20 protein-coding genes are annotated in these 18,252 nt (G+C 61.5%); 14 read left to right on the forward strand and 6 right to left on the reverse strand.

Going from position 1 to position 18,252, the window contains the following annotated elements; all coding sequences use genetic code 11:
* The first annotated feature begins 204 nt into the window (after positions 1-204).
* The 4 genes from C1N62_RS07250 to C1N62_RS07265 all read left to right on the forward strand — a co-directional run bounded on the left by C1N62_RS07250 (position 205) and on the right by C1N62_RS07265 (position 4,285).
* Entirely contained in the window at positions 205-1,506 is a 1,302-nt protein-coding gene (locus C1N62_RS07250; protein ID WP_137762992.1) for a flippase, read from the forward strand.
* 109 nt (positions 1,507-1,615) lie between these two features.
* Entirely contained in the window at positions 1,616-2,335 is a 720-nt protein-coding gene (locus C1N62_RS07255) for an ATP-grasp fold amidoligase family protein (protein ID WP_370465590.1), read from the forward strand.
* Between the two features lie 176 nt (positions 2,336-2,511).
* Positions 2,512-3,237, forward strand: a complete 726-nt coding sequence (locus tag C1N62_RS07260; RefSeq protein ID WP_370465597.1) for a glycosyltransferase family 2 protein — start codon at positions 2,512-2,514, stop codon at positions 3,235-3,237.
* A 130-nt stretch (positions 3,238-3,367) separates the two neighbouring features.
* Positions 3,368-4,285 (forward strand): bestrophin family protein, encoded by a 918-nt coding sequence (locus tag C1N62_RS07265; RefSeq protein WP_137762995.1) that lies wholly within the window; start codon positions 3,368-3,370, stop codon positions 4,283-4,285.
* A 59-nt stretch (positions 4,286-4,344) separates the two neighbouring features.
* Here the strand turns inward: C1N62_RS07265 and spy are convergent, their stop codons facing one another.
* From spy to C1N62_RS07285, 4 genes are all read right to left on the reverse strand, one after another.
* A complete protein-coding gene (spy, locus tag C1N62_RS07270) occupies positions 4,345-4,848 on the reverse strand; it encodes an ATP-independent periplasmic protein-refolding chaperone Spy (protein ID WP_137762996.1) in 504 nt (167 codons plus the stop codon).
* 260 nt (positions 4,849-5,108) lie between these two features.
* Positions 5,109-5,252: a DUF2474 domain-containing protein gene (locus tag C1N62_RS07275; protein ID WP_137764942.1), complete on the reverse strand. Its 144-nt coding sequence runs from the start codon at positions 5,250-5,252 to the stop codon at positions 5,109-5,111.
* 27 nt (positions 5,253-5,279) lie between these two features.
* Positions 5,280-6,290, reverse strand: coding sequence for a cytochrome d ubiquinol oxidase subunit II (cydB, locus tag C1N62_RS07280; protein ID WP_137762997.1), 1,011 nt, complete (start codon positions 6,288-6,290; stop codon positions 5,280-5,282).
* Positions 6,290-7,729: a cytochrome ubiquinol oxidase subunit I gene (locus C1N62_RS07285; RefSeq protein ID WP_137762998.1), complete on the reverse strand. Its 1,440-nt coding sequence runs from the start codon at positions 7,727-7,729 to the stop codon at positions 6,290-6,292. Before C1N62_RS07285 ends, cydB begins: the two co-directional genes overlap by 1 nt.
* Before the next feature lie 283 nt (positions 7,730-8,012).
* Here C1N62_RS07285 and C1N62_RS07290 point away from each other — a divergent pair, with 283 nt between their 5' ends.
* The 3 genes from C1N62_RS07290 to C1N62_RS07300 all read left to right on the forward strand — a co-directional run bounded on the left by C1N62_RS07290 (position 8,013) and on the right by C1N62_RS07300 (position 10,857).
* The gene (locus C1N62_RS07290) at positions 8,013-9,416 is read left to right on the forward strand and encodes a PLP-dependent aminotransferase family protein (protein WP_137762999.1); all 1,404 of its coding nucleotides are present in this window, start codon (positions 8,013-8,015) and stop codon (positions 9,414-9,416) included.
* 65 nt (positions 9,417-9,481) lie between these two features.
* Positions 9,482-10,039, forward strand: a complete 558-nt coding sequence (locus tag C1N62_RS07295; protein ID WP_137763000.1) for a TetR/AcrR family transcriptional regulator — start codon at positions 9,482-9,484, stop codon at positions 10,037-10,039.
* Entirely contained in the window at positions 10,036-10,857 is an 822-nt protein-coding gene (locus C1N62_RS07300) for a helix-turn-helix domain-containing protein (protein ID WP_137763001.1), read from the forward strand. Before C1N62_RS07295 ends, C1N62_RS07300 begins: the two co-directional genes overlap by 4 nt.
* A gap of 5 nt (positions 10,858-10,862) precedes the next feature.
* Here the strand turns inward: C1N62_RS07300 and C1N62_RS07305 are convergent, their stop codons facing one another.
* Together C1N62_RS07305 and C1N62_RS07310 are read right to left on the reverse strand one after the other, a co-directional pair.
* Positions 10,863-11,768, reverse strand: coding sequence for a GntR family transcriptional regulator (locus C1N62_RS07305; protein WP_137763002.1), 906 nt, complete (start codon positions 11,766-11,768; stop codon positions 10,863-10,865).
* A gap of 124 nt (positions 11,769-11,892) precedes the next feature.
* Complete coding sequence (locus C1N62_RS07310) at positions 11,893-12,675, reverse strand: glutamine amidotransferase (RefSeq protein ID WP_137763003.1); 783 nt, start codon at positions 12,673-12,675, stop codon at positions 11,893-11,895.
* A gap of 288 nt (positions 12,676-12,963) precedes the next feature.
* Here C1N62_RS07310 and C1N62_RS07315 point away from each other — a divergent pair, with 288 nt between their 5' ends.
* From C1N62_RS07315 to C1N62_RS07345, 7 genes are all read left to right on the forward strand, one after another.
* Positions 12,964-13,977 (forward strand): ABC transporter substrate-binding protein, encoded by a 1,014-nt coding sequence (locus C1N62_RS07315; protein WP_137763004.1) that lies wholly within the window; start codon positions 12,964-12,966, stop codon positions 13,975-13,977.
* Positions 13,978-13,980: 3 nt separating this feature from the next.
* Positions 13,981-14,697 (forward strand): M24 family metallopeptidase, encoded by a 717-nt coding sequence (locus C1N62_RS07320; protein ID WP_137763005.1) that lies wholly within the window; start codon positions 13,981-13,983, stop codon positions 14,695-14,697.
* 30 nt (positions 14,698-14,727) lie between these two features.
* Entirely contained in the window at positions 14,728-15,516 is a 789-nt protein-coding gene (locus tag C1N62_RS07325; RefSeq protein ID WP_137763006.1) for an ABC transporter ATP-binding protein, read from the forward strand.
* On the forward strand, positions 15,506-16,351 hold the full coding sequence (locus tag C1N62_RS07330; protein ID WP_137763007.1) for an ABC transporter permease: 846 nt from the start codon (positions 15,506-15,508) through the stop codon (positions 16,349-16,351). The genes C1N62_RS07325 and C1N62_RS07330 overlap by 11 nt, the downstream gene beginning before the upstream one ends.
* Entirely contained in the window at positions 16,341-17,372 is a 1,032-nt protein-coding gene (locus C1N62_RS07335; protein ID WP_137763008.1) for a LacI family DNA-binding transcriptional regulator, read from the forward strand. Before C1N62_RS07330 ends, C1N62_RS07335 begins: the two co-directional genes overlap by 11 nt.
* A gap of 136 nt (positions 17,373-17,508) precedes the next feature.
* Entirely contained in the window at positions 17,509-18,045 is a 537-nt protein-coding gene (locus C1N62_RS07340; RefSeq protein ID WP_137763009.1) for a hypothetical protein, read from the forward strand.
* A complete protein-coding gene (locus C1N62_RS07345; RefSeq protein WP_137763010.1) occupies positions 18,020-18,235 on the forward strand; it encodes a hypothetical protein in 216 nt (71 codons plus the stop codon). The genes C1N62_RS07340 and C1N62_RS07345 overlap by 26 nt, the downstream gene beginning before the upstream one ends.
* Positions 18,236-18,252 lie beyond the last annotated feature (17 nt).

Genomic DNA, 18,252 nt, shown 5'->3' on the forward strand with positions numbered 1-18,252 from the left:
TTTGCATTGCCGGTCTGACCTGTTGATGATGAATTTGAGATAAAGGCAGACAATCTGACGAGAGTCTGCCGTTTCAGGATGGATGCTGGCCAGTAACTTCGCGGAATTAAAGGATAATATCCGGTAATCACTGCCGGGCACGCGCCATCGCTGAATCAGGGACATATCACACTTGATATGAATTAGATTCCGTTGGGAAATGACATGAAGCCTGTAATCTTTAATGCGTGCTGGTTAATCGCGGAACGACTGTTGTTTGGCTTCTCCGGCGTATTTATTTCGATTTATGTCGCGCGTTATTTGCAGCCAGCGCAATTTGGCACCATCAGTTATTTGTTGTCCATTGTTGCTATTACTGTCCCACTGATTCAGATGGGGGCAGACAATATTCTGTTCAACCGGATCGCGCGCAAGCCGCAAAGCGGCATCCGGCTGATGCTCGCCTCGGCCCGGCTGCGCGCCCGCTGGTTCTGCGTGACCAGCGCGCTGCTGCTGGTGTGGGGCGCCCTGACTCTGGATCATGTCCCGTTTGTGATGCTGGTGTTGGTGCTGATCAGCTCCTATTTCCAGATTCAGGATGTGTTCAAGATCTATTATGACGCCACCCTGAACTCAAAGCGCAATGCGTTAATCAATAATGGGGTGCTGGTACTGGCCATCATTATGCGGGTGGCGATGGTGAAGTATGAGATGACGCTGGCGTGGTTCGTGCTGCCCTATATTGTCAGCAGCGCGATCCCTTATCTGGTGCGGCGCTGGATGTTCATGCGTGAACACCCGCAGAGCGGCGACCAGAAAGTGCCGGCGGCGTTGGTAAACCGCTACTCACGGTACTTAATGACCGTTGGCCTGCCGCTGTCACTCTCGGCGCTGTCCATCGTGATCTATGTGCGCATTGACCAGGTGATGCTGGAGAACATGGTGGGCAGCCACGCGGTGGGCCTTTACACTGCCGCATTGACGCTCTGCAACGCCTGGACCTTTGTGCCGATTGCCCTGATCACCTCGCTGATGTCATCGGTGGTCAGTGACCGTAACCCGGAGACGCAGGCGCACAGTATCCGGATGCTGTTTTTGATCGTGCTGGTGATTACCGCGCCGATCGTGCTCTTTTACTTACTTTTCGGCAGCCAAATTTTGGTGCTGCTGTTTGGCCAGGGGTTCCGCGAGGCGGCGACTATCGTGCCGCTCTGTACTTTCACCGCCCTGTGCTCCGTATTGGGGACACTCTCCATGCGGGTGATGGTTCTCTACTCAGGTTTTCGTTTCATCGCATTTAAGATGCCGGCGGTGGCGCTGGTTAACGTGGCACTGAATTGGGTGATGATCCCCCGCTATGGAATTGAAGGGGCGGCCATCTCCATGTTAATTGCGGAATTTTTATCGTTCTTTTTGTTTAATATCTTCTTCCGTAAAGGGAAAATTACTGTGCTGCAGTTGACGTGCTATCAAAGTATTCCTGTAGTAAACAGAAAGGTGAAAAATTATGTTAAGAAATTTAGCTAAGAGAATTTATCGCAATTTGCCTGATCCTGTTTTTCACCAGATAAATTATGCTCGTGTATTCAAGAAACAGGCCAATATTAAGAATCCGCAGTTATTTAGCGAAAAGATCATGATTCGCAATATTTGGCCGAAAAAGATCTACACGCTGTTGGCGGACAAAATCAAGGTGCGGGACTACATCGCGGCGATTATTGGCGAGCAGTACCTGATCCCGGTTTATGCCACCACCACGGAGATGAGCTATGAGCTTTACAAGAGCCTGCCCAACTCCTTCGTGATGAAGGCCAACCACGGGTGCGGCTTCAACAGTCTGGTGTTCGATAAGAGCAAGATCACTTATGAGGCGCTCTACGAGCAGGCCTCCACCTGGATGGACTCCAACTGGTATCTCTCCAACAAGGAGCGCCACTACCAGGGGATCAAGCCGGGCCTGATCTTCGAGGAGCTGTTGCAGGTTGAGGGCCAGGTGCCGAACGACCTGAAGTTCCACTGCTTCAACAAAGATGGCGAGCTGCGTGTCTTCATCCAGGTGGACTACTCGCGCTATGGCGTGCACCGCCGCGACGTGTTCGACGAAGAGTGGAACCGCACCGAGATCCGCATGGGCCTGAAGAACAACCCGGAAACCATGCCGCGCCCGGAGAAGCTGGACGAGATGCTGCATCTGGCCAAGACCATCGCCAGCCAGTTCTCCTATGTACGCATCGATTTTTATGAGGTGGGCGGCCGGGTCTATTTCGGCGAGCTGACGTTTACACCCGGTGCCGGCCTTTGCCGCATCTGGCCTCGCAATGTGCAGCGTGAATGGGGGAGTTACTTTACGGAATAAACGGCGTTAAGGGGGGAAAGGGAATTAATAACCAATAACTACAATCGTTTCAAAATAAACCGGATAACAGACGGCGTATAACCAGGAACCGCGTGGGCATCGACGCCGGTTCAGGAGGCAGGGTTAGGTCGTTATCGGGTGATAAGCGAGGATCTATGGAAAAAGTATCAGTGGTAATGCCTGCCTTTAACACAGCAGACTATATTGAATATGCGATTAACAGCGTATTGTCCCAAACGTATGCCAATTTTCATCTCTATATTATTGATGATGCTTCAACGGACGCGACGGGCGATGTTGTCCAGCGCTTTACCGATGATCCACGCGTAACTTACTACCGCAATGAGCGCCGTCTGGGCCGTGCTGAAACCATCAACATGGGCATCGACATGGCGGCAGGGGAGTTCATCGCCTTTTGTGACAGTGACGCGGTCTGGGAGAAGAACAAGCTGTTTACCCAGGTCAACATCCTGCAAACCAAGCGCTATGACATGGTGTGCTCGCACTACGCCACCTTCCTCAATAGCGTGAACAAGCTGACCCGCACCTACAAGAGCCGCGAGATCATCACCTATCGCGACCTGCTGCGCGGCCACCGCATCGCCGACATTACCGGCATGTACAATCAGGCGCGTCTGGGTAAGGTCTATCTGGAGAACGTCCCGCATCAGGAGTACCTGATGTGGCTGTCGCTGCTTAAGCGTGCCAAGGGCACCATGGCCTACTGCATCCCTGAGACGCTGGCCTACTGCCGCATTTCACCGCGCCAGAGCTTCCTCAGCAAGAACCCGTTCGACAGCTGGCAGTGGCGCATCTACCGCGACTACCTGCGCCTGCCGTACTATAAGTCGTTCTACTACTACCTCTCTTCTCTGGCTCAGGCGATGAAACGTATTGTCTGACCGGCGCGCTGCGCCAGCCATGCCCCGGTGGGTTTTCCCGGGGCATTTTCTTTTCCGTTCTGGCCTGCCTTGGGCCAGGCGGCAAAATCTGCTACAACTGCTTTACCTCTTCTTGACCTGCTTTTCACTTATGATTGTTCGCTCCCCGCAACACTGGTTTTTCCGGCTGTTTGTCTGGCACGGCTCCGTGCTGGCCAATATCCTGTTCCGGCTGTTCCTCAATTTGCTGATGTCGCTGGTGGCAGTGCTCTGCTTCCAGTGGTATGAGGCGCTCAACATCCGGCTGACGCTGGCACCTTTCAGCCTGCTGGGCATCGCCATCGCCATCTTTCTGGGCTTTCGCAACAGTGTCAGCTATGCGCGCTTCACGGAGGCGCGCCAGCTCTGGGGATCGCTGCTGGTCGCGCAACGCGCCCTGACGCGCCAGCTACGCGCGGTATTGCCGGAGGCGCTGCCAGCCATCAGGCAGTTTGCCGCCTTGCAGATCGCCTATACCTACTGCCTGAAACACCAATTGCGCGGCACCGCACCGGGCGGGACGGTGCGTCGGCTGCTGCCAGAGCCGGTGGCGCGGCAGGTGCTCACCAGCCCCAGCCCCTGCAACCGGCTGCTGCTGCTGATGGGGCAGTGGCTGGGCGCCCGCCGCGCCGCCGGTGAGCTTAGCGACATGCTCTACCATGGCATTGACCAGAACCTGACCCAGCTGGCGACGGCACAGGCGGGCTGCGAACGTATCGCCAACACCCCGATCCCTTTTGCCTATACGCTGATTGTGCATCGCACGGTCTACCTGTTCTGCACGCTACTGCCCTTTGCGCTGGTGCCGGATCTGCACTACATGACGCCGCTGGTCTCGGTCTTCATCTCCTATACCTTCCTGTCGCTGGATATTCTGGCGGAGGAGCTGGGCGAGCCGTTTGGCACCGAGCCAAACGACCTGCCACTGAACGCCATGTGCCGGGCGGTGGAGATAGACCTGCTGGAGATGTGTGACGTCATGCCGCTGCCGCCGCGCCGTCGGCCTGACCGCCACTACATCCTGAATTGAGCGCACAAAAAAACCGGGCATGTTGCCATGCCCGGTGTACACCAGAGGGTAAAGGTGAATCAGTTGGCGCTGTGTGTCTCACTGTTGTGGCGTGCAGCGCGCTCAGCGTGCTTCTCGGCCATCTTTTCAGCGCGTTTCTGGTAATTCTCATTGAACTGCTTCTTCTGCTCCGGGGTGAGCAGGTTGTACATCTTGTTCTCCATGCGCATGTGGGAGAGCATCTGCTCGGCCTGCGCCTTGTGCAGGCTGTCAATTTCCGCCTTCGCCTTCGCCTCATCGAAGCTGTCTGCGGCCACCAGCTTGTGCATGGACTCAAAGTGGGCCTTCATCTCGTCACGCGGGTGCTGCTGGCGCTCGGTGCTCATCAGGTCACGCATCTGCTGGCGCTGCTGCTCGGTCAGGTTCAGGCCGGCAAACGGATCGCCATGGCGGCCCCCTTTGTGCATCGGCTTGCTGTGCTCGGTGGCGGCCGGCGCGGTGGCGGCGGTGTCAGCGGCAAAGGCCATGGAAACAGAACCGAAAACCAGGGTGGACGCTAAAGCCAGGGCAGTAAATTTACGCATAATCGATACCTCACATGATTGTTCGTTCAGCGCCTCGGCGCCGTTGAGTTGACGAAGACAAGTCTACCCAAGCAAATGAATAGTAGTGCGAGTTAACGTAAAGCTATTAAAGCGGAAAAGGCAAAAAGTGAACGAAAATGAAGGGATTGTGAGCAAAGTGCCGGCATAGTGTTAACGGGGTAGGCGCGGGGTAAAGATAATGGAGGGATCGTGGAGGGCGGCGCCACTCTAGCATGGGCCGCCCCCGGCAAAAAGTGAAATCAGTGGCTGCGCATCCCGGCGGCGGTCATCATCAGCCGGAACAGCGAGGCGACGACGAACAGCGCCAGCACGCTGCCGGCCCAGATAATGATTAACCAGATCAGCCGCCGCCACAGCGGGCTGCGGGTGGTCTTCTCGGTCATTGGGTCAATGGAAGGCATATCCCCCCCTTAGTGGTAGCCATGCTCCGGTTTGACCTTGCCACGGAAGACGTAGTAGCTCCAGAAGGTGTAAACCAGAATCAACGGAATGATGAACAGCGCGCCCACCAGCATAAAGCCCTGGCTCTGCGGCGGGGAGGCCGCCTCGCGGAAGCTGATGGCCGGTGGGATCAGGTTGGGCCAGATACTGATGCCCAGTCCGCTGAAGCCAAGGAAGATCAGCGCCAGCGTCAAAATAAAGGGGGCGTAGTGGGAGTGGGCATTCTGCGTGGTGCGCCACACCCCCCAGGCCGCCAGCGCCACCAGTACCGGCACCGGCAGGAAGAAGAAGAGATCCGGCAGCGTGAACCAGCGGTCAGCGATGGTCGGGTAGCTGAGCGGCGTCCAGATGCTGACGATGGCAATGATCGCCAGCAGCGCCAGCAGCAGCGGCCGTGACACCCGGCGCATGGTGGCGAGCAGGTGCCCCTCGGTCTTGATGATCAGCCAGCTACTGCCGAGCAGCGCATAGGCCACCACCAGCCCGACGCCGCAGAACAGCGAGAAGGGGGTGATCCAGTCAAACACGCTGCCGACCCAGGTGCGGTTCTCCACCGGGAAGCCATTCAGGAACGCCCCCAGCACCACCCCCTGCGAGAAGGTGGCAATAAAGGATCCGGCAATGAAGGATTTGTCCCAGAAGGCGCGGTGCGAGACGGTGGCCTTGAAGCGGAACTCAAAGGCCACGCCGCGGAAGATCAGGCCAATCAGCATCACGGTCAACGGGATGGCCAGCGCGTCGAGGATCACGGCATAGGCCAGCGGGAAGGCGCCGAACAGCCCGGCCCCGCCCATCACCAGCCAGGTTTCGTTGCCGTCCCACACCGGGGCCACGGTGTTCATCATCACATCGCGATCGCCATCATCCTTGACCATCGGGTAGAGCAGGCCGATGCCAAGGTCGAAGCCATCCATCACCACATACATCAGGATGCTGAACACAATGATCACAAACCAGATCAGCGAGAGATCGATACCCATTATTCACTCCTCCGCAGGTCATCTTTGGTCGGTTCATCCAGGGACTCATCCGCGGCGGAGAGCGGCCGCGCCGGGGTGCGTTTCTGCCCAGGCCCGCCTTCGGGGCCGGTGTGGGCGACAAAGGGCTGCGGCCCACGGCCAATCAGCTTCAGCAGGTAGACCAGCCCGATGCCAAACACCGAGCAGTAGACCACCAGGAACGCCAGCAGGCTGAGGGACATGTGCAGCGTGCCGTGGTCAGAGACTGCGTCACGGGTGCGCAGCAGGCCGTAGACCACCCACGGCTGGCGGCCAATCTCAGTGGTAAACCAGCCAGCGATGATGGCGATCAGGCCCGACGGCCCCATCACCAGCGCAAAGCGGTGGAAGGCGCGCGTCAGGAACAGCTTGCCGCGCCAGCGCAGCCAGAGGCTCCAGAGGCCGGTGGCGATCATCAGCAGGCCCATCGCCACCATGATACGGAATGACCAGAAGATGATGGTGGAGTTGGGGCGCTGGTCAGCCGGGAAGGATTTCAGCGCCGGGATCTGCTTGGTCAGGCTGTGGGTCAAAATCAGGCTGCCGAGGTAGGGGATCTCGACCGCATATTTGGTGCGCTCCTCCTCCATGTCCGGCAGGCCGAACAGGATCAGCGGCGTCGCCTCATCCGGCGGGTTCTCCCAGTGCCCCTCAATGGCGGCAATCTTCGCTGGCTGGTGCTCCAGGGTATTCAGGCCGTGGGCATCGCCAATCACCGCCTGAATTGGCGCGACAATCAGCGCCATCCACATCGCCATTGAGAACATCTTGCGCACCATCGGCGTGTTGTTGCCGCGCAGCAGGTGCCAGGCCCCGGACGCGCCAACAAAGAACGCCGAGGCCAGGAAGGCGGCGGTCGCCATGTGCAGCAGGCGATAGGGGAAGGAGGGGTTGAACACCACCTTGAACCAGTCCACCGGGATCAGCTGGCCATCGACAATCTCATAGCCCTGCGGGGTGTGCATGAAGCTGTTGGAGGCGAGGATCCAGAAGGTGGACATCAGGGTGCCGAGCGCCACCATGCAGGTGGAGAAGAAGTGCAGCCCCGGCCCCACGCGGTTCCAGCCAAACATCATCACGCCGAGGAAGCCAGCCTCCAGGAAGAAGGCAGTCAGCACCTCATAGGTAAGCAGCGGCCCGGTGATGCTACCGGCAAAGGCGGAGAAGCCGCTCCAGTTGGTGCCGAACTGATAGGCCATCACCAGCCCGGAGACCACCCCCATGCCGAAGTTGACGGCGAAGATCTTGATCCAGAAGTGGTAGAGATCGCGGTACGTGGTATTTTTGGTTTTTAGCCAGCACGCCTCCAGCACCGCCAGGAAGCTGGCGAGGCCGATGGTGATGGCCGGAAAGATGATATGAAACGAAACGGTAAAGGCGAACTGGATTCTCGCCAGCTCGAACGCGTCTAAGCCCAACATAGCCACCTCATATTGCCCAACAAACAAGACACCTCAACCGGACGTCATGCATCCCGTGCAAAATATGCCGCCGGCAAGAGGGTAAACGCCCGGTGCGCCGGGTGACGCACGTGTTTCCCCGCAATCAGGACGATTAATCTTTGTTAACCTGCAACAGGTATAGCACATGGGACGATTTCCGCCGGAAAACCGTGTTACCCGTCAGGTGACAATAGGGCAGGGAGTCCGGCTATAATAGAGCCAGTTTCGTAAAATTAATCTATAACAGTTGCCGGATGCCGCCATGACCCGCTATGAACAGCTTGCCCAGAGCCTGCGCCGCCAGATCCAGAACCAGATCTGGCTGCCCGGTGACAAACTCCCCTCCCTGCGCGAGAGCTGCCGACAGTCGGGCCTGAGCCTGATGACCGTGCTGCAGGCGTACCAGCTGCTGGAGAGCCAGGGGCTGGTGGTGGCACGCCCGCAGTCGGGCTACTACGTCGCGCCCGATCCGGCCCCGCTGCCGGACAGCAGCCGCACGCTGCACCCCTCGGAACAGGTCGGCATCAATGACGCCATCTTTGACATTTTGCAGGCGGCGAAAGACCCGGCCATCGTCCCCTTTGGCTCCGCCTTCCCGGACGCCACGCTCTTCCCGCAGCCCCGGCTGGCGCGCTCACTGGCCAGCGCGGTGCGGCGCATGTCGCCCTTCAGCGCCGTCGCCAACCTGCCGCCGGGCAATGAGGATCTGCGCCGCAGCATCGCCCAGCGCTACGCCCAGCAGGGGATGGAGGTGGCACCCGATGACATCGTCATCACTTCCGGCGCGATGGAGTCGCTGGGGCTGAGCCTCCAGGCGGTCACTGAGCCGGGTGACTGGGTGGCGATTGAGTCGCCAGCCTTCTATGGCGTGTTGCAGGCGATAGAGCGCCGCCAGCTAAAGGCGGTCGCCATCCCGACCGATGTGCAGACCGGCATCGATCTGGCGGCGCTGGCCGACGCGCTGGCGCGCTACCCGATCCGCGCCTGCTGGTTTATGTCCAACTTCCAGAACCCGCTCGGGGCCTCCATGCCGCGCGACAAAAAGCAGCGGCTGGTGGCGATGCTGGCGGAGCACGGCGTGGCGCTGATTGAGGATGATGTCTACCACGAACTCTACTTTGGCACGGAGCGACCGGCCCCGCTGCGCGCCTTTGACCCGCAGGGCAGCACGGTGCTGCACTGCGCCTCCTTCTCCAAGAGCCTGGCACCCGGCTTCCGGGTCGGTTGGGTGGCGGCTGGCCCCCATGCGGCGCGCATCCAGCGGCTGCAACTGATGAGTACCCTCTCCGCCAGCGTACCGACCCAGCTGGCGCTGGCCGACTACCTGCACCAGAGCGGCTATGAGGCGCACCTGCGAAGGCTGCGCCGCCAGCTGGAGTTGCGTCAGGTGGCGATGTACCGCGGCATCCAGCAGGCGTTCCCGGAGGAGGTAAGCATCAGCCGGCCACAGGGCGGCTATTTCCTCTGGCTGACGCTCGGCAAGGGGCGCGACGCCCGCACCCTCTACCGGCAGGCGCTGGCGCGCGGCATCAGCATCGCGCCGGGGCATATGTTCACCGCGGGCGACCAGTTCCGCGACTGCATCCGCCTCAATAGCTCCTTTGTCTGGGACGCGCGCCACCAGCAGGCGATCGAGACGCTGGGGGCGCTGGTCAGGGGGCTGTAGCCGGTTTACATACCGACCGGTAGGTATCTATAATGCGCGCTCACTTTTTGCCACGGGGCGAGGACATGAGCCGTAAAAAAGATCCGCAACAGGTGCGCAGCCGCCTGCTGGAGAGCGCCTCCCGGCTGGCGGCGGACAACGGGCTGGCCGAAATCTCGCTGAGCGCGGTGGCCGCGGCCGCTGGCGTCACCAAGGGTGGGCTGTTCCACCACTTTCCCAACAAGCGGGCGCTGATCTCCGCGCTGTTCACGGCGCTGATCGCTGACATTGACCGCGAAATCGACGACTACCTGCAACAGGATGCGGGCGGCTACGGCTGCTTCACCCGCGCTTACGTGCGCTCCGGCTTTGCCGAGAGCGATGACCGGGTGACGTGGGCGGCCATCACCTACTCCATTAAGTCCGATTCCGAGCTGATTGAGCTGTGGGATGCCTGGATCGCCGGGCGGCTGGCGCGCCATCAGGCCACGGACAGCGCCCCGGCGCTGGAGATTGTGCGGCTGGCGGCCGACGGGGCGTGGTTCCAGCGCCAGCTGAGCCGCCGGCCAGAGAGCGCCGCCAGCCGCGAGTTGGAGCAGCGGCTGCTGCATCTTACCTACCCACAGGATGGGGCGGCGGCATGAGCGGATTCACCGAAGACCTGATCGCCTGGATTGAGGACAACCTGGAGAACCCGCTGCTGGTGGATGACGTGACGCAGAAGGCTGGCTACAGCAAGTGGTACTTGCAGCGCCGCTTCAAGCGTGAGACCGGTATTCCGCTGGCGAAATATATCCGCGACCGCCGGCTCTGCAAGGCGGCGCTGCTGGTGCGCATGTCACGGTTGCCGATGATGGAGATCGCCGCGCGCTACCAGTTTGACTCCCAACAGAGCTTCAATCGCCGCTTCAAGCAGCACTTTGGCGTGCCGCCCGGCGAGTACCGGCGCGCGGGCGACTGGCGCTTCACCGGCATCCGGCCACGCCACGCCTTCACTGACCTGTCGCCCCGGCCTGTGGTGTCGCGGGTCACGCTGGCGCAGCGGCTGACGCGCCACGGCGGGCGCATCTCCCACTGTCGCGTCGATCAACTGGAGTCGCTGGCGTTCCACTATGAGACGCGCGCGCCGCTGTTTGCCGCCATTGACGGTATGCTGGCGACGCAGCCCGGCCCGGTGTGGCTGGCGGAGCAGAACGTGCCGGAGAGCAGCGCGGAGATCAGCTTCACCTCCTGCCTCTGCCGCCCGACAGCAGAGGGCGAGCCGACGCTGGCGGCCAGCGGTGACTATCTGGCGCTGCCGCTTACCGGCACGCAGGAGGCGCTGAGCCGCGCCATCATGCACTTCTACCTGTATGAGATGACCGAGCATGGCCACGTCCGCCGTGACGGCCATGACCTGCTGCGCATCGATCAGACGGCCGAGGGTGTCTACCAAGGCTGCTACTTTGTGCCGGTGGCCTGACGGCGCTACGGGCAGCGCGCCCGGCCATCCAGCGCGCTGGTCAGCGTCTGGCGCGCATGGCCGAGGTGGGCGCGCAGTTCGCGCAGCGCCTCGCGCTCATTGCGGTTGACCATCGCCAACAGCAGCGCCATGTGATCCTCCACCGCCACCACCGTGCGCCGTGCCAGATTCTGCCCATCCCACTGGCAATGGAACTGGAAGATCACCGCCACAATCTCCAGCGTGCGATCAAAGAAGGGGTTGTCGGCGGCAGAGAGGATCAGCGCATGGAGCTGGCGGTCAAGCTGCGCGAAGCGGCAGTAGTCGCTGCTCATCTCCACATGCAGCTGGCGGTGGCGGGCCAGCAGCGCGCGCACCGTGGCCCAGCGCCCATCCTCCGGCGGCAGGCTGAAGAAGCGCCGCAGGGCGTGCATCTCCAGCATCTCGCGCAACTCACACAAATTCTCGGCATAGGCTGGCTCCAGCGTGCGCATCTGCCACTCGCCGCGCCCGGCATTCTCCAGCAGGCCGTAGCGGCTAAAGCGCAGCAGCAGGTCGCGCACCGCGGCGGCGGCCATGCCGGAGGCCTGCACCAGTTGCTGCTCATTGATGTTGTCGCCGGGACGCAACTGCCGCTGGCGGATCAGCGCGTGCAGCGCCTGCTCAAACTGCGCGACGTGCGCCGGGCAGGGCAGCGGCATAAAGCCCTCGTCATCGGTCGGCGCACGGGCGATGCAGAGCCGCCCGGCGCGGCGCGCGACGATGCCACGCTGCTTCAGGTAGTCAAGGGTGTGGCGCACGGTGGTGCGGCTGATGTGGTAGAGGCGGGCCAGCGCGGCCTGCGAGGGGAGGGGCGAGGTCAGCTGACCCCTGGCGATGCCGTCAAGCATCTGATTGATGACACTCTGGCGCAGGTATTGCGGGCGACTCATGGGCGGCACCTCTCAAAGGGTACGGCCGCCCATTAAACCCTAATTTTGTATGGAATAGTCAGCGCTGTTTCACATTTGCAACGCTGAATTAACTTTTTTGCGCCATTTGCCGCAGGATCTGCGGCTACGCCGCCTGTTCGGCAGTGAGCCAGCGCAGCATATTGCCAAACAGCGGCGCATAGCCCGGCCACGCAATAAAGGAGGGCGGCAACCAGTGCGGGCTGACATCCGACATCCACGCCAGCGTGCGGCCCGCGCCATAGTGGCCGGTCACCAGCAGCGGGTGGCCGCCAAGATCAGCCGGCAGGCGCGCCAACACCTCGGCACCCGGTTTTACTTCTACCTCATTGGCGCCCAGCAACAGCGGCCACTCGGTCGGCAGCCCGGCCAGAATCGGATGCCCCTCCGCCTGCGCCGTCAGCTCCGGCGCAAAGCCCTCCGGCGTCTCCAGCCGGTCATCATAGGGCAGGCAGGTGACGGGCAGCGCCTCCTCCACCGGCGTGCGCCGCCAGCGCGCCTTGCCATCAATCCCCTGGAAGCTGAGGTAGCCGCCAAACATCGCCAGCGCGCCGCCCTGCCGCACATAGTCGCGCAGCAACTTCAGCCGATCGGCAACCGGTTTACCGTGCAGCCAGACGTCAGGGTGTAGCTGCAATGAGTTGGCCCCAATGTCAGACAGCAGGATGGCGTCATACTCCGCCAGCGCCTCCAAGGTAAAGGGCAGTTGCTCCACCGCCTGATGCGCCGGCAGGTGGGTCAGTTCAAATTCTGTCTCGGCCAGCGCATTAATCAGCGCCTGCGCGCCACTATGGAAAGTGACGCTGCTGAACTGGTCAAATCCCTTAAAGTGAGTGGATGCGCTCACCCAGGTTTCGCCGACCAACAGTACCTTCTTCGTTTTTTTCACCCGTTGCTCCCTCTTGGGTCATTCTGCGTGGGCAGGGCGAAAAAAATCCCTGCTTGACAGAGTAAATAGTAGACAAAATTGAACCGTTTCAATAGGAAAAACTGTGTCATTAATCGCCGCTCGTTACAATAAATAAATATTAAATATGTAAGTTGTTGACATATTTCATCAAACCGTTTCACTATCTGCGCATTGCTGATAAATCGTGCGGCTGATTTGGCTTTGCGCGTGACGGACGGAGCACGCGGTGAAGCCCCCCTCATTCACTGAAAGCAAATGGAGAAGATGATGCAAAGACGTTCAATCCTGAAAGGCGCGCTGCTGGCCGGGGCGGTGGCTCTGGCACCCTGGCTGGGAGCCGGTGTGGTGACCCCACAGGCACAGGCGGCGGAGCTGACCAAGATTAACTTCGTGCAGGAGTGGCCGGTGGCGGATGGCTTCTGGATCCCGTGGATTCTGGGGAAAGAGAAGGGCTTCTACCGCGAAGAGGGGATTGACCTCAACATCATTGCGCCGCCGACCGTGGCTGACACCATGAAGTTCCTCGGCACGGGCCGTGCGGATCTGGCCTTCACCACCGTCATGGACATTATCTTCGCCAAAGAGCAGGGCGCGCCGGTCACCGCCATTGGTCGCTACGGCCAGGGCAACAACTGGGGCATCGTCTCCCGCCAGGGTGAGAAGTTCACCGTCGCGGAGCTGAAGGGCAAAACCATCGGCATCTACAATGACGCCTGGACCAAGGCGCAGCTGGCGCTGATGCTCAAGAGCGCCAATATGACGCTGAATGACATCAAGATGGTCGCTGCCGCCGATGACACCGTGCCGCTGCTGCTGCAAAAACGCGTGGACGCCATCACCGGCATCACCAACGCCGAGGGCACGGGCGTGGTCACCACCGGCAAACAGAAGCCAGAATTCCTGCCTGCGGTAGAGCACGGCGTGCCGAACACCCCGATCTTCATGCTGGCTGGCAACGAGCGTTGGCTGAAGAACAACCCGGAGGTGGCAAAAGCCTTTATGCGCGCCACCGAGAAGAGCATCGCCTACGCCATCGCCCACCCGGAAGAGGGCACCACCGCCTTCACCAAGGCTTACAGCAAAGCCTACGATCCGGCCTTCATCAAACAGCAGTGGGCTGACACCATCACGCTGCTCGGCCAGCCCGGCCCGGATCAGCTGAAGCTGAGCGACGCCGCCTGGAGCGACCTGCTGAACGCCGTGAAACAAGAGGGCATCGTCAAAGAGACCCTGCCGGCGCAGCAGTACTACACCAATGACTTCCTGCCGCAGGGGAAATAGGGCATGAGCGCACATCAACCGGGCACCCGCTGGGTGCCGGAATGGACGTATAAACCGGGGCCGGACGTGGCCCTGGAAGCCCCGGCTGGCCTGCGCCGCGCACAGGCGATGGCGAAAGCCGCCGCCGCCGCCGGGCTGGCCGCGGCCAAACCCGGCATGACGGAACAGCAGGTGGAGCTGGCGGTGGGGGCCTCGCTGGAGGCGCAAAACGCCGCTGGCATCTGGACTATCACCAACGTCGGGCTGGGCGAGAACGCGCGCATCTGCTTCCCGACCCATCCGCCAACGGCGCTGGCCGCCGCCGAGCAGGATCTGCTGATGATTGACGTCCATCCCATTACCCAAGAGGGGTTCTGGGGCGACTGCACCCGCTGCAAGGTGATTGGCGACAACCCGCTGGCCGCCGAGGCGCTGCGTGACCTCGAGGCGCTGCACTATGAAGTGCTGGCGCAGTGCCGCCCCGGTATGCCGGCCAGCGAGCTGTTTGGCCTGAGCCACCAGCGTTTGCAGGCGGAGGGCTTCGTGCTACTCGACCTGCTGGCAAACATTGGCCACTCCCTGACGCCGGGTGCCGCCTACCTGCACAACTTCATTGATGCCGGTAACGATACGCCGATGTGGGGTGCCTGGGCCGTGGAGCCATTTGCCGCGCGTGGCGACATCGCGGTGAAGGTGGAAGATCTGGTGTGGTTCGGCCGTGAGCGGTGCGAGGTGCTGTAGCACCCGCCCGGAGCAGAGAAAGGAGTTCCGATGTCCCAAGCAAAACTTAGGATCGAGCAGGTGTCGCGCCAGTTCGGCGAGCTGACCGCGCTGGCGCCCACCGATCTCCAGGTGGCCGAGGGGGAATTCATTTCGGTAGTCGGCCCGTCCGGCTGCGGAAAAAGTACCTTGTTCAACCTGATCTCCGGCGTGCTGCCGCCCAGTTCAGGCCGCATCCTGATTGACGGGCAGGACGTGACCGGCAAGACCGGCCACGTCGGCTACATGCTGCAAAAGGATCTGCTGCTGCCGTGGCTGACGGTGATTGACAATATCGTGCTCGGCGCCACCCTCAAGGGGGGCGCCAGCGAGGCCCAGCGGCGTGCCGGTGTGGCCTTGGCGCGCCGCTATGGTCTGGGCGACTTTATCAACCACTACCCGGCGGCGCTCTCCGGCGGTATGCGCCAACGCGTGGCGCTGATGCGTACCCTGGCGATGCAGCATGACGTGATGCTGCTCGATGAGCCGTTCGGCGCGCTCGACTCCCAAACCCGGCTCTCCATGCAGCAGTGGTTGCTGACGGTGTGGGAGGAGCAGCGGCGCACGGTGGTGTTCGTCACCCACGACATTGACGAGGCGATCTTCCTCGCCGACCGGGTGGTGGTGATGACGCCGCGCCCCGGTCGCGTCAATGCGGTCTTCCCGGTGGAGCTGGCGCGCCCGCGTCCGCTCTCCTGCCTGACCAGCGCGCCCTTTATGGCGCTGAAGCAGCAGATCCTCGGGTTGATTTATCAGGATGAGGCGGCGCTGACGGCGCAGGAGAGAGCCAATGTACACTGAACCCTACGGCTGGCGCGGCTGGCTACTGCGGATTGGCGGCCCGGTGGTGGCACTGGTGTTGGTGGTGCTCGGCTGGGGCATCGCGGTGCGCGCCTTCGACATCCCGGCTTATGTGCTGCCCTCGCCGGAGCGCACCCTCGAGCATATCCTCTCCGACTCGGACACCCTGTGGGAGGGCTTCCGCATCACCTTCGTCACCTTCCTGATGGGCTTTTTGCTCGGCGCGGTGAGCGGCTTTGTGTTCGCGGTGTTGATGGACAGCTCGCGCTGGGTGCGCAGCGTGCTCTACCCCATTTTGATCGCCAGTCAGGCGGTGCCGGTGATTGCCATCGCGGCGGCGCTGACCATCTGGCTCGGCTTTGGCCTCGCGCCGAAGCTGGTGATTGTGGCGCTGGTGGTGTTCTTCCCGGTGGTGGTGAACGTGCTGGATGGCCTGCACTCGGTTGACCGCGACATGCTCAATCTAGTGAAGTCGATGGGCGCGTCGCGCGCCAAGGTGTTCCGCTACGTCAAGCTGCCGGCCACCTACACGCCGCTCTTCTCGGCACTGAAACTCTCCGCCACCTTCAGCGTCACCGGCGCGGTGATTGGCGAGTGGACGGCCTCCACCAGCGGCGGGCTGGGGGCTTACCTGTTGCAGGCCAACTCGCGCCTCAACACCGCTGGCACCTTTGCCGCCATCGTCTTCCTGGCGCTGCTGGGGGTGGTGAGCTTCCTGCTGGTGGTGGGGGCCGAGCACCTGATGACGCCGTGGCGCAGTGGCTCGAAAGCCCGCCGCTGGTCGCGCCGCTACTGGCGTGACACCCCGGCGGAGCAGGCCCGCGATGAACGATAAGGCACCCGCCGCCCGGCCCACCATCCGCGACGTGGCGCGTCAGGCGGAGGTCTCCATCGGCACCGTCAGCGCCGTCATCAACAACAGCGGCCGCCCGGTGGCGGCCCGCACCCGTGAGCGGGTGTTGCAGGCCATCGCCGAACTGGGCTTTGAGCCAAACAACGCCGCCCGCAGCCTCAAGAGCCAGCGCATCTCCTCCATTGGTCTGGTGGCGCCGGATCTGGGCAACGCCTTTTTTGCCGACATTGCCGAGGGCATCCAGCTGGTGCTCGGCCAGTCTGACTTCCTGCTGGTGCTCTGCCTGACCTGGTCTGACACCGCCCGCGAGGAGTACTACGCGCAGGTGCTGCGCACCCAGCGGCTGGATGGGGTGATCTACCTCTCCGGCACCGGCCAGCCCAGCCCGTCGCTTCAGGCGCTGGCGCGCCGCGGCGCGGTGGTGTTTGTCGATGAGTGCTTGCCGGGCATTCCTGCTCCCTTTGTCAGCGCGCAAAACCGGCAGGGCGCGGCCGAGCTGGCGCGCCATGTGCTGGCCTGCGGCCACCGCCGGTTGCTGTTCATCAGCGGCCCGCGCGGCATGTGGACCAGCGAGGAGCGGCTGTCGGGTTACCATGACGCCTGCCGCGCGCAGGGGCTGGAGCCGGAGAAGATGCCGCTGCTGGCGGGCGACTATACCGAACAGAGTGGGATGCGCCTCGCCGCCCGCATTCTGGCGCAGCCGCGCGCGGAGTGGCCGACCGCCATCCTCTGCGCCAACGATCTGATGGCGATTGGCGTCATCCGCCACTGCCAGCAGCAGGGGGTAGCGGTGCCGGGCGATCTGAGCGTCACGGGGTTTGATGACATCCCCGCTGCCGCGCTGGTGTCGCCGCCGCTCACCACCGTGCGCCAGTCCGGCCACCAGATGGGCAGTGCCGCCGCCGAACTGCTGCTGCATCGCCTCGGCTGCCTGCCCGAACCGCCCGCGCAGACCGATTTTCCCGCCACCCTGAAGTTGCGCCACTCCGTCGGCAAGATCTAAGCCGGCTCGCCCGGCATTTTGTTACAACATACTCCCTATTTTTCCCTACTGTCTTCCAACTTTGCCGTGAGGGGTTTGAGTCAGCCCAGCAGGTCTGGTTGAATGCGCCCGACATCCATACGCAGGGAGGGGTAATGTGATTGGGACAATAAGCTGGTTGCCGCCGTTTGACAGTAGTTTTGGTCAGGATGTGATCTATCGTCTGTTTAATGTGGCAGGCATACCTTACGCCGTGGGTTTTGAGGCCATCTCCAGTGCGCACCACCTTAGCGCAGCCAAGGGGATCAATATGATGCAGCTCTATCCCGCGTTCACCTTTCCAGAGACGGGAGTATGGGCCGTGGCCTTCGATGGGATTAACCCTTTGGCCGGGGACTTTCTGGGATTTCACCATATCCAACATCAGGGTGTCATGGGCGGACGTGTCTTGTTTAACGTTGCAAGCATAATTTATGACCATTACACTGTGTGCCACGCAGGAGCCTACGTGTTTTCTGCGGCCAGCGATCGCCATCAAGATCGCAGAACGGATCTGGTTGAGATTTACAACGGCCTGCTAGGGCTGGAGGGTAAATCCAGGAGCCGTTTGATGCGACATCTTGATGGATGGAAGGCGTACAGTGACGTGGTTACGGGAGGAAGAAACTATGTCATCACTACTCAGCATTATTGAAAGAGATCCTACCCCGACGGGGTATTCCGCTGTAGAGAAGGGGCAGCGCCTTCAGCTTGCCGCAAATGTGGCGTTGAGAAAAAAACTCAACAGCGGCGAAGTGCGATATGAGAATGGTCGCTACACCTTCAATGAGGCTTACCACGTCAACCGGCCCGCTTTTTTGAAACCGGGCGGCAAAAAAGTCTGAGGCCCTCGTGGCCATGC

Origin of the sequence: Nissabacter sp. SGAir0207 (genome assembly GCF_005491205.1) — a bacterium.
In the GTDB taxonomy this organism is placed as follows: domain Bacteria; phylum Pseudomonadota; class Gammaproteobacteria; order Enterobacterales; family Enterobacteriaceae; genus Chimaeribacter.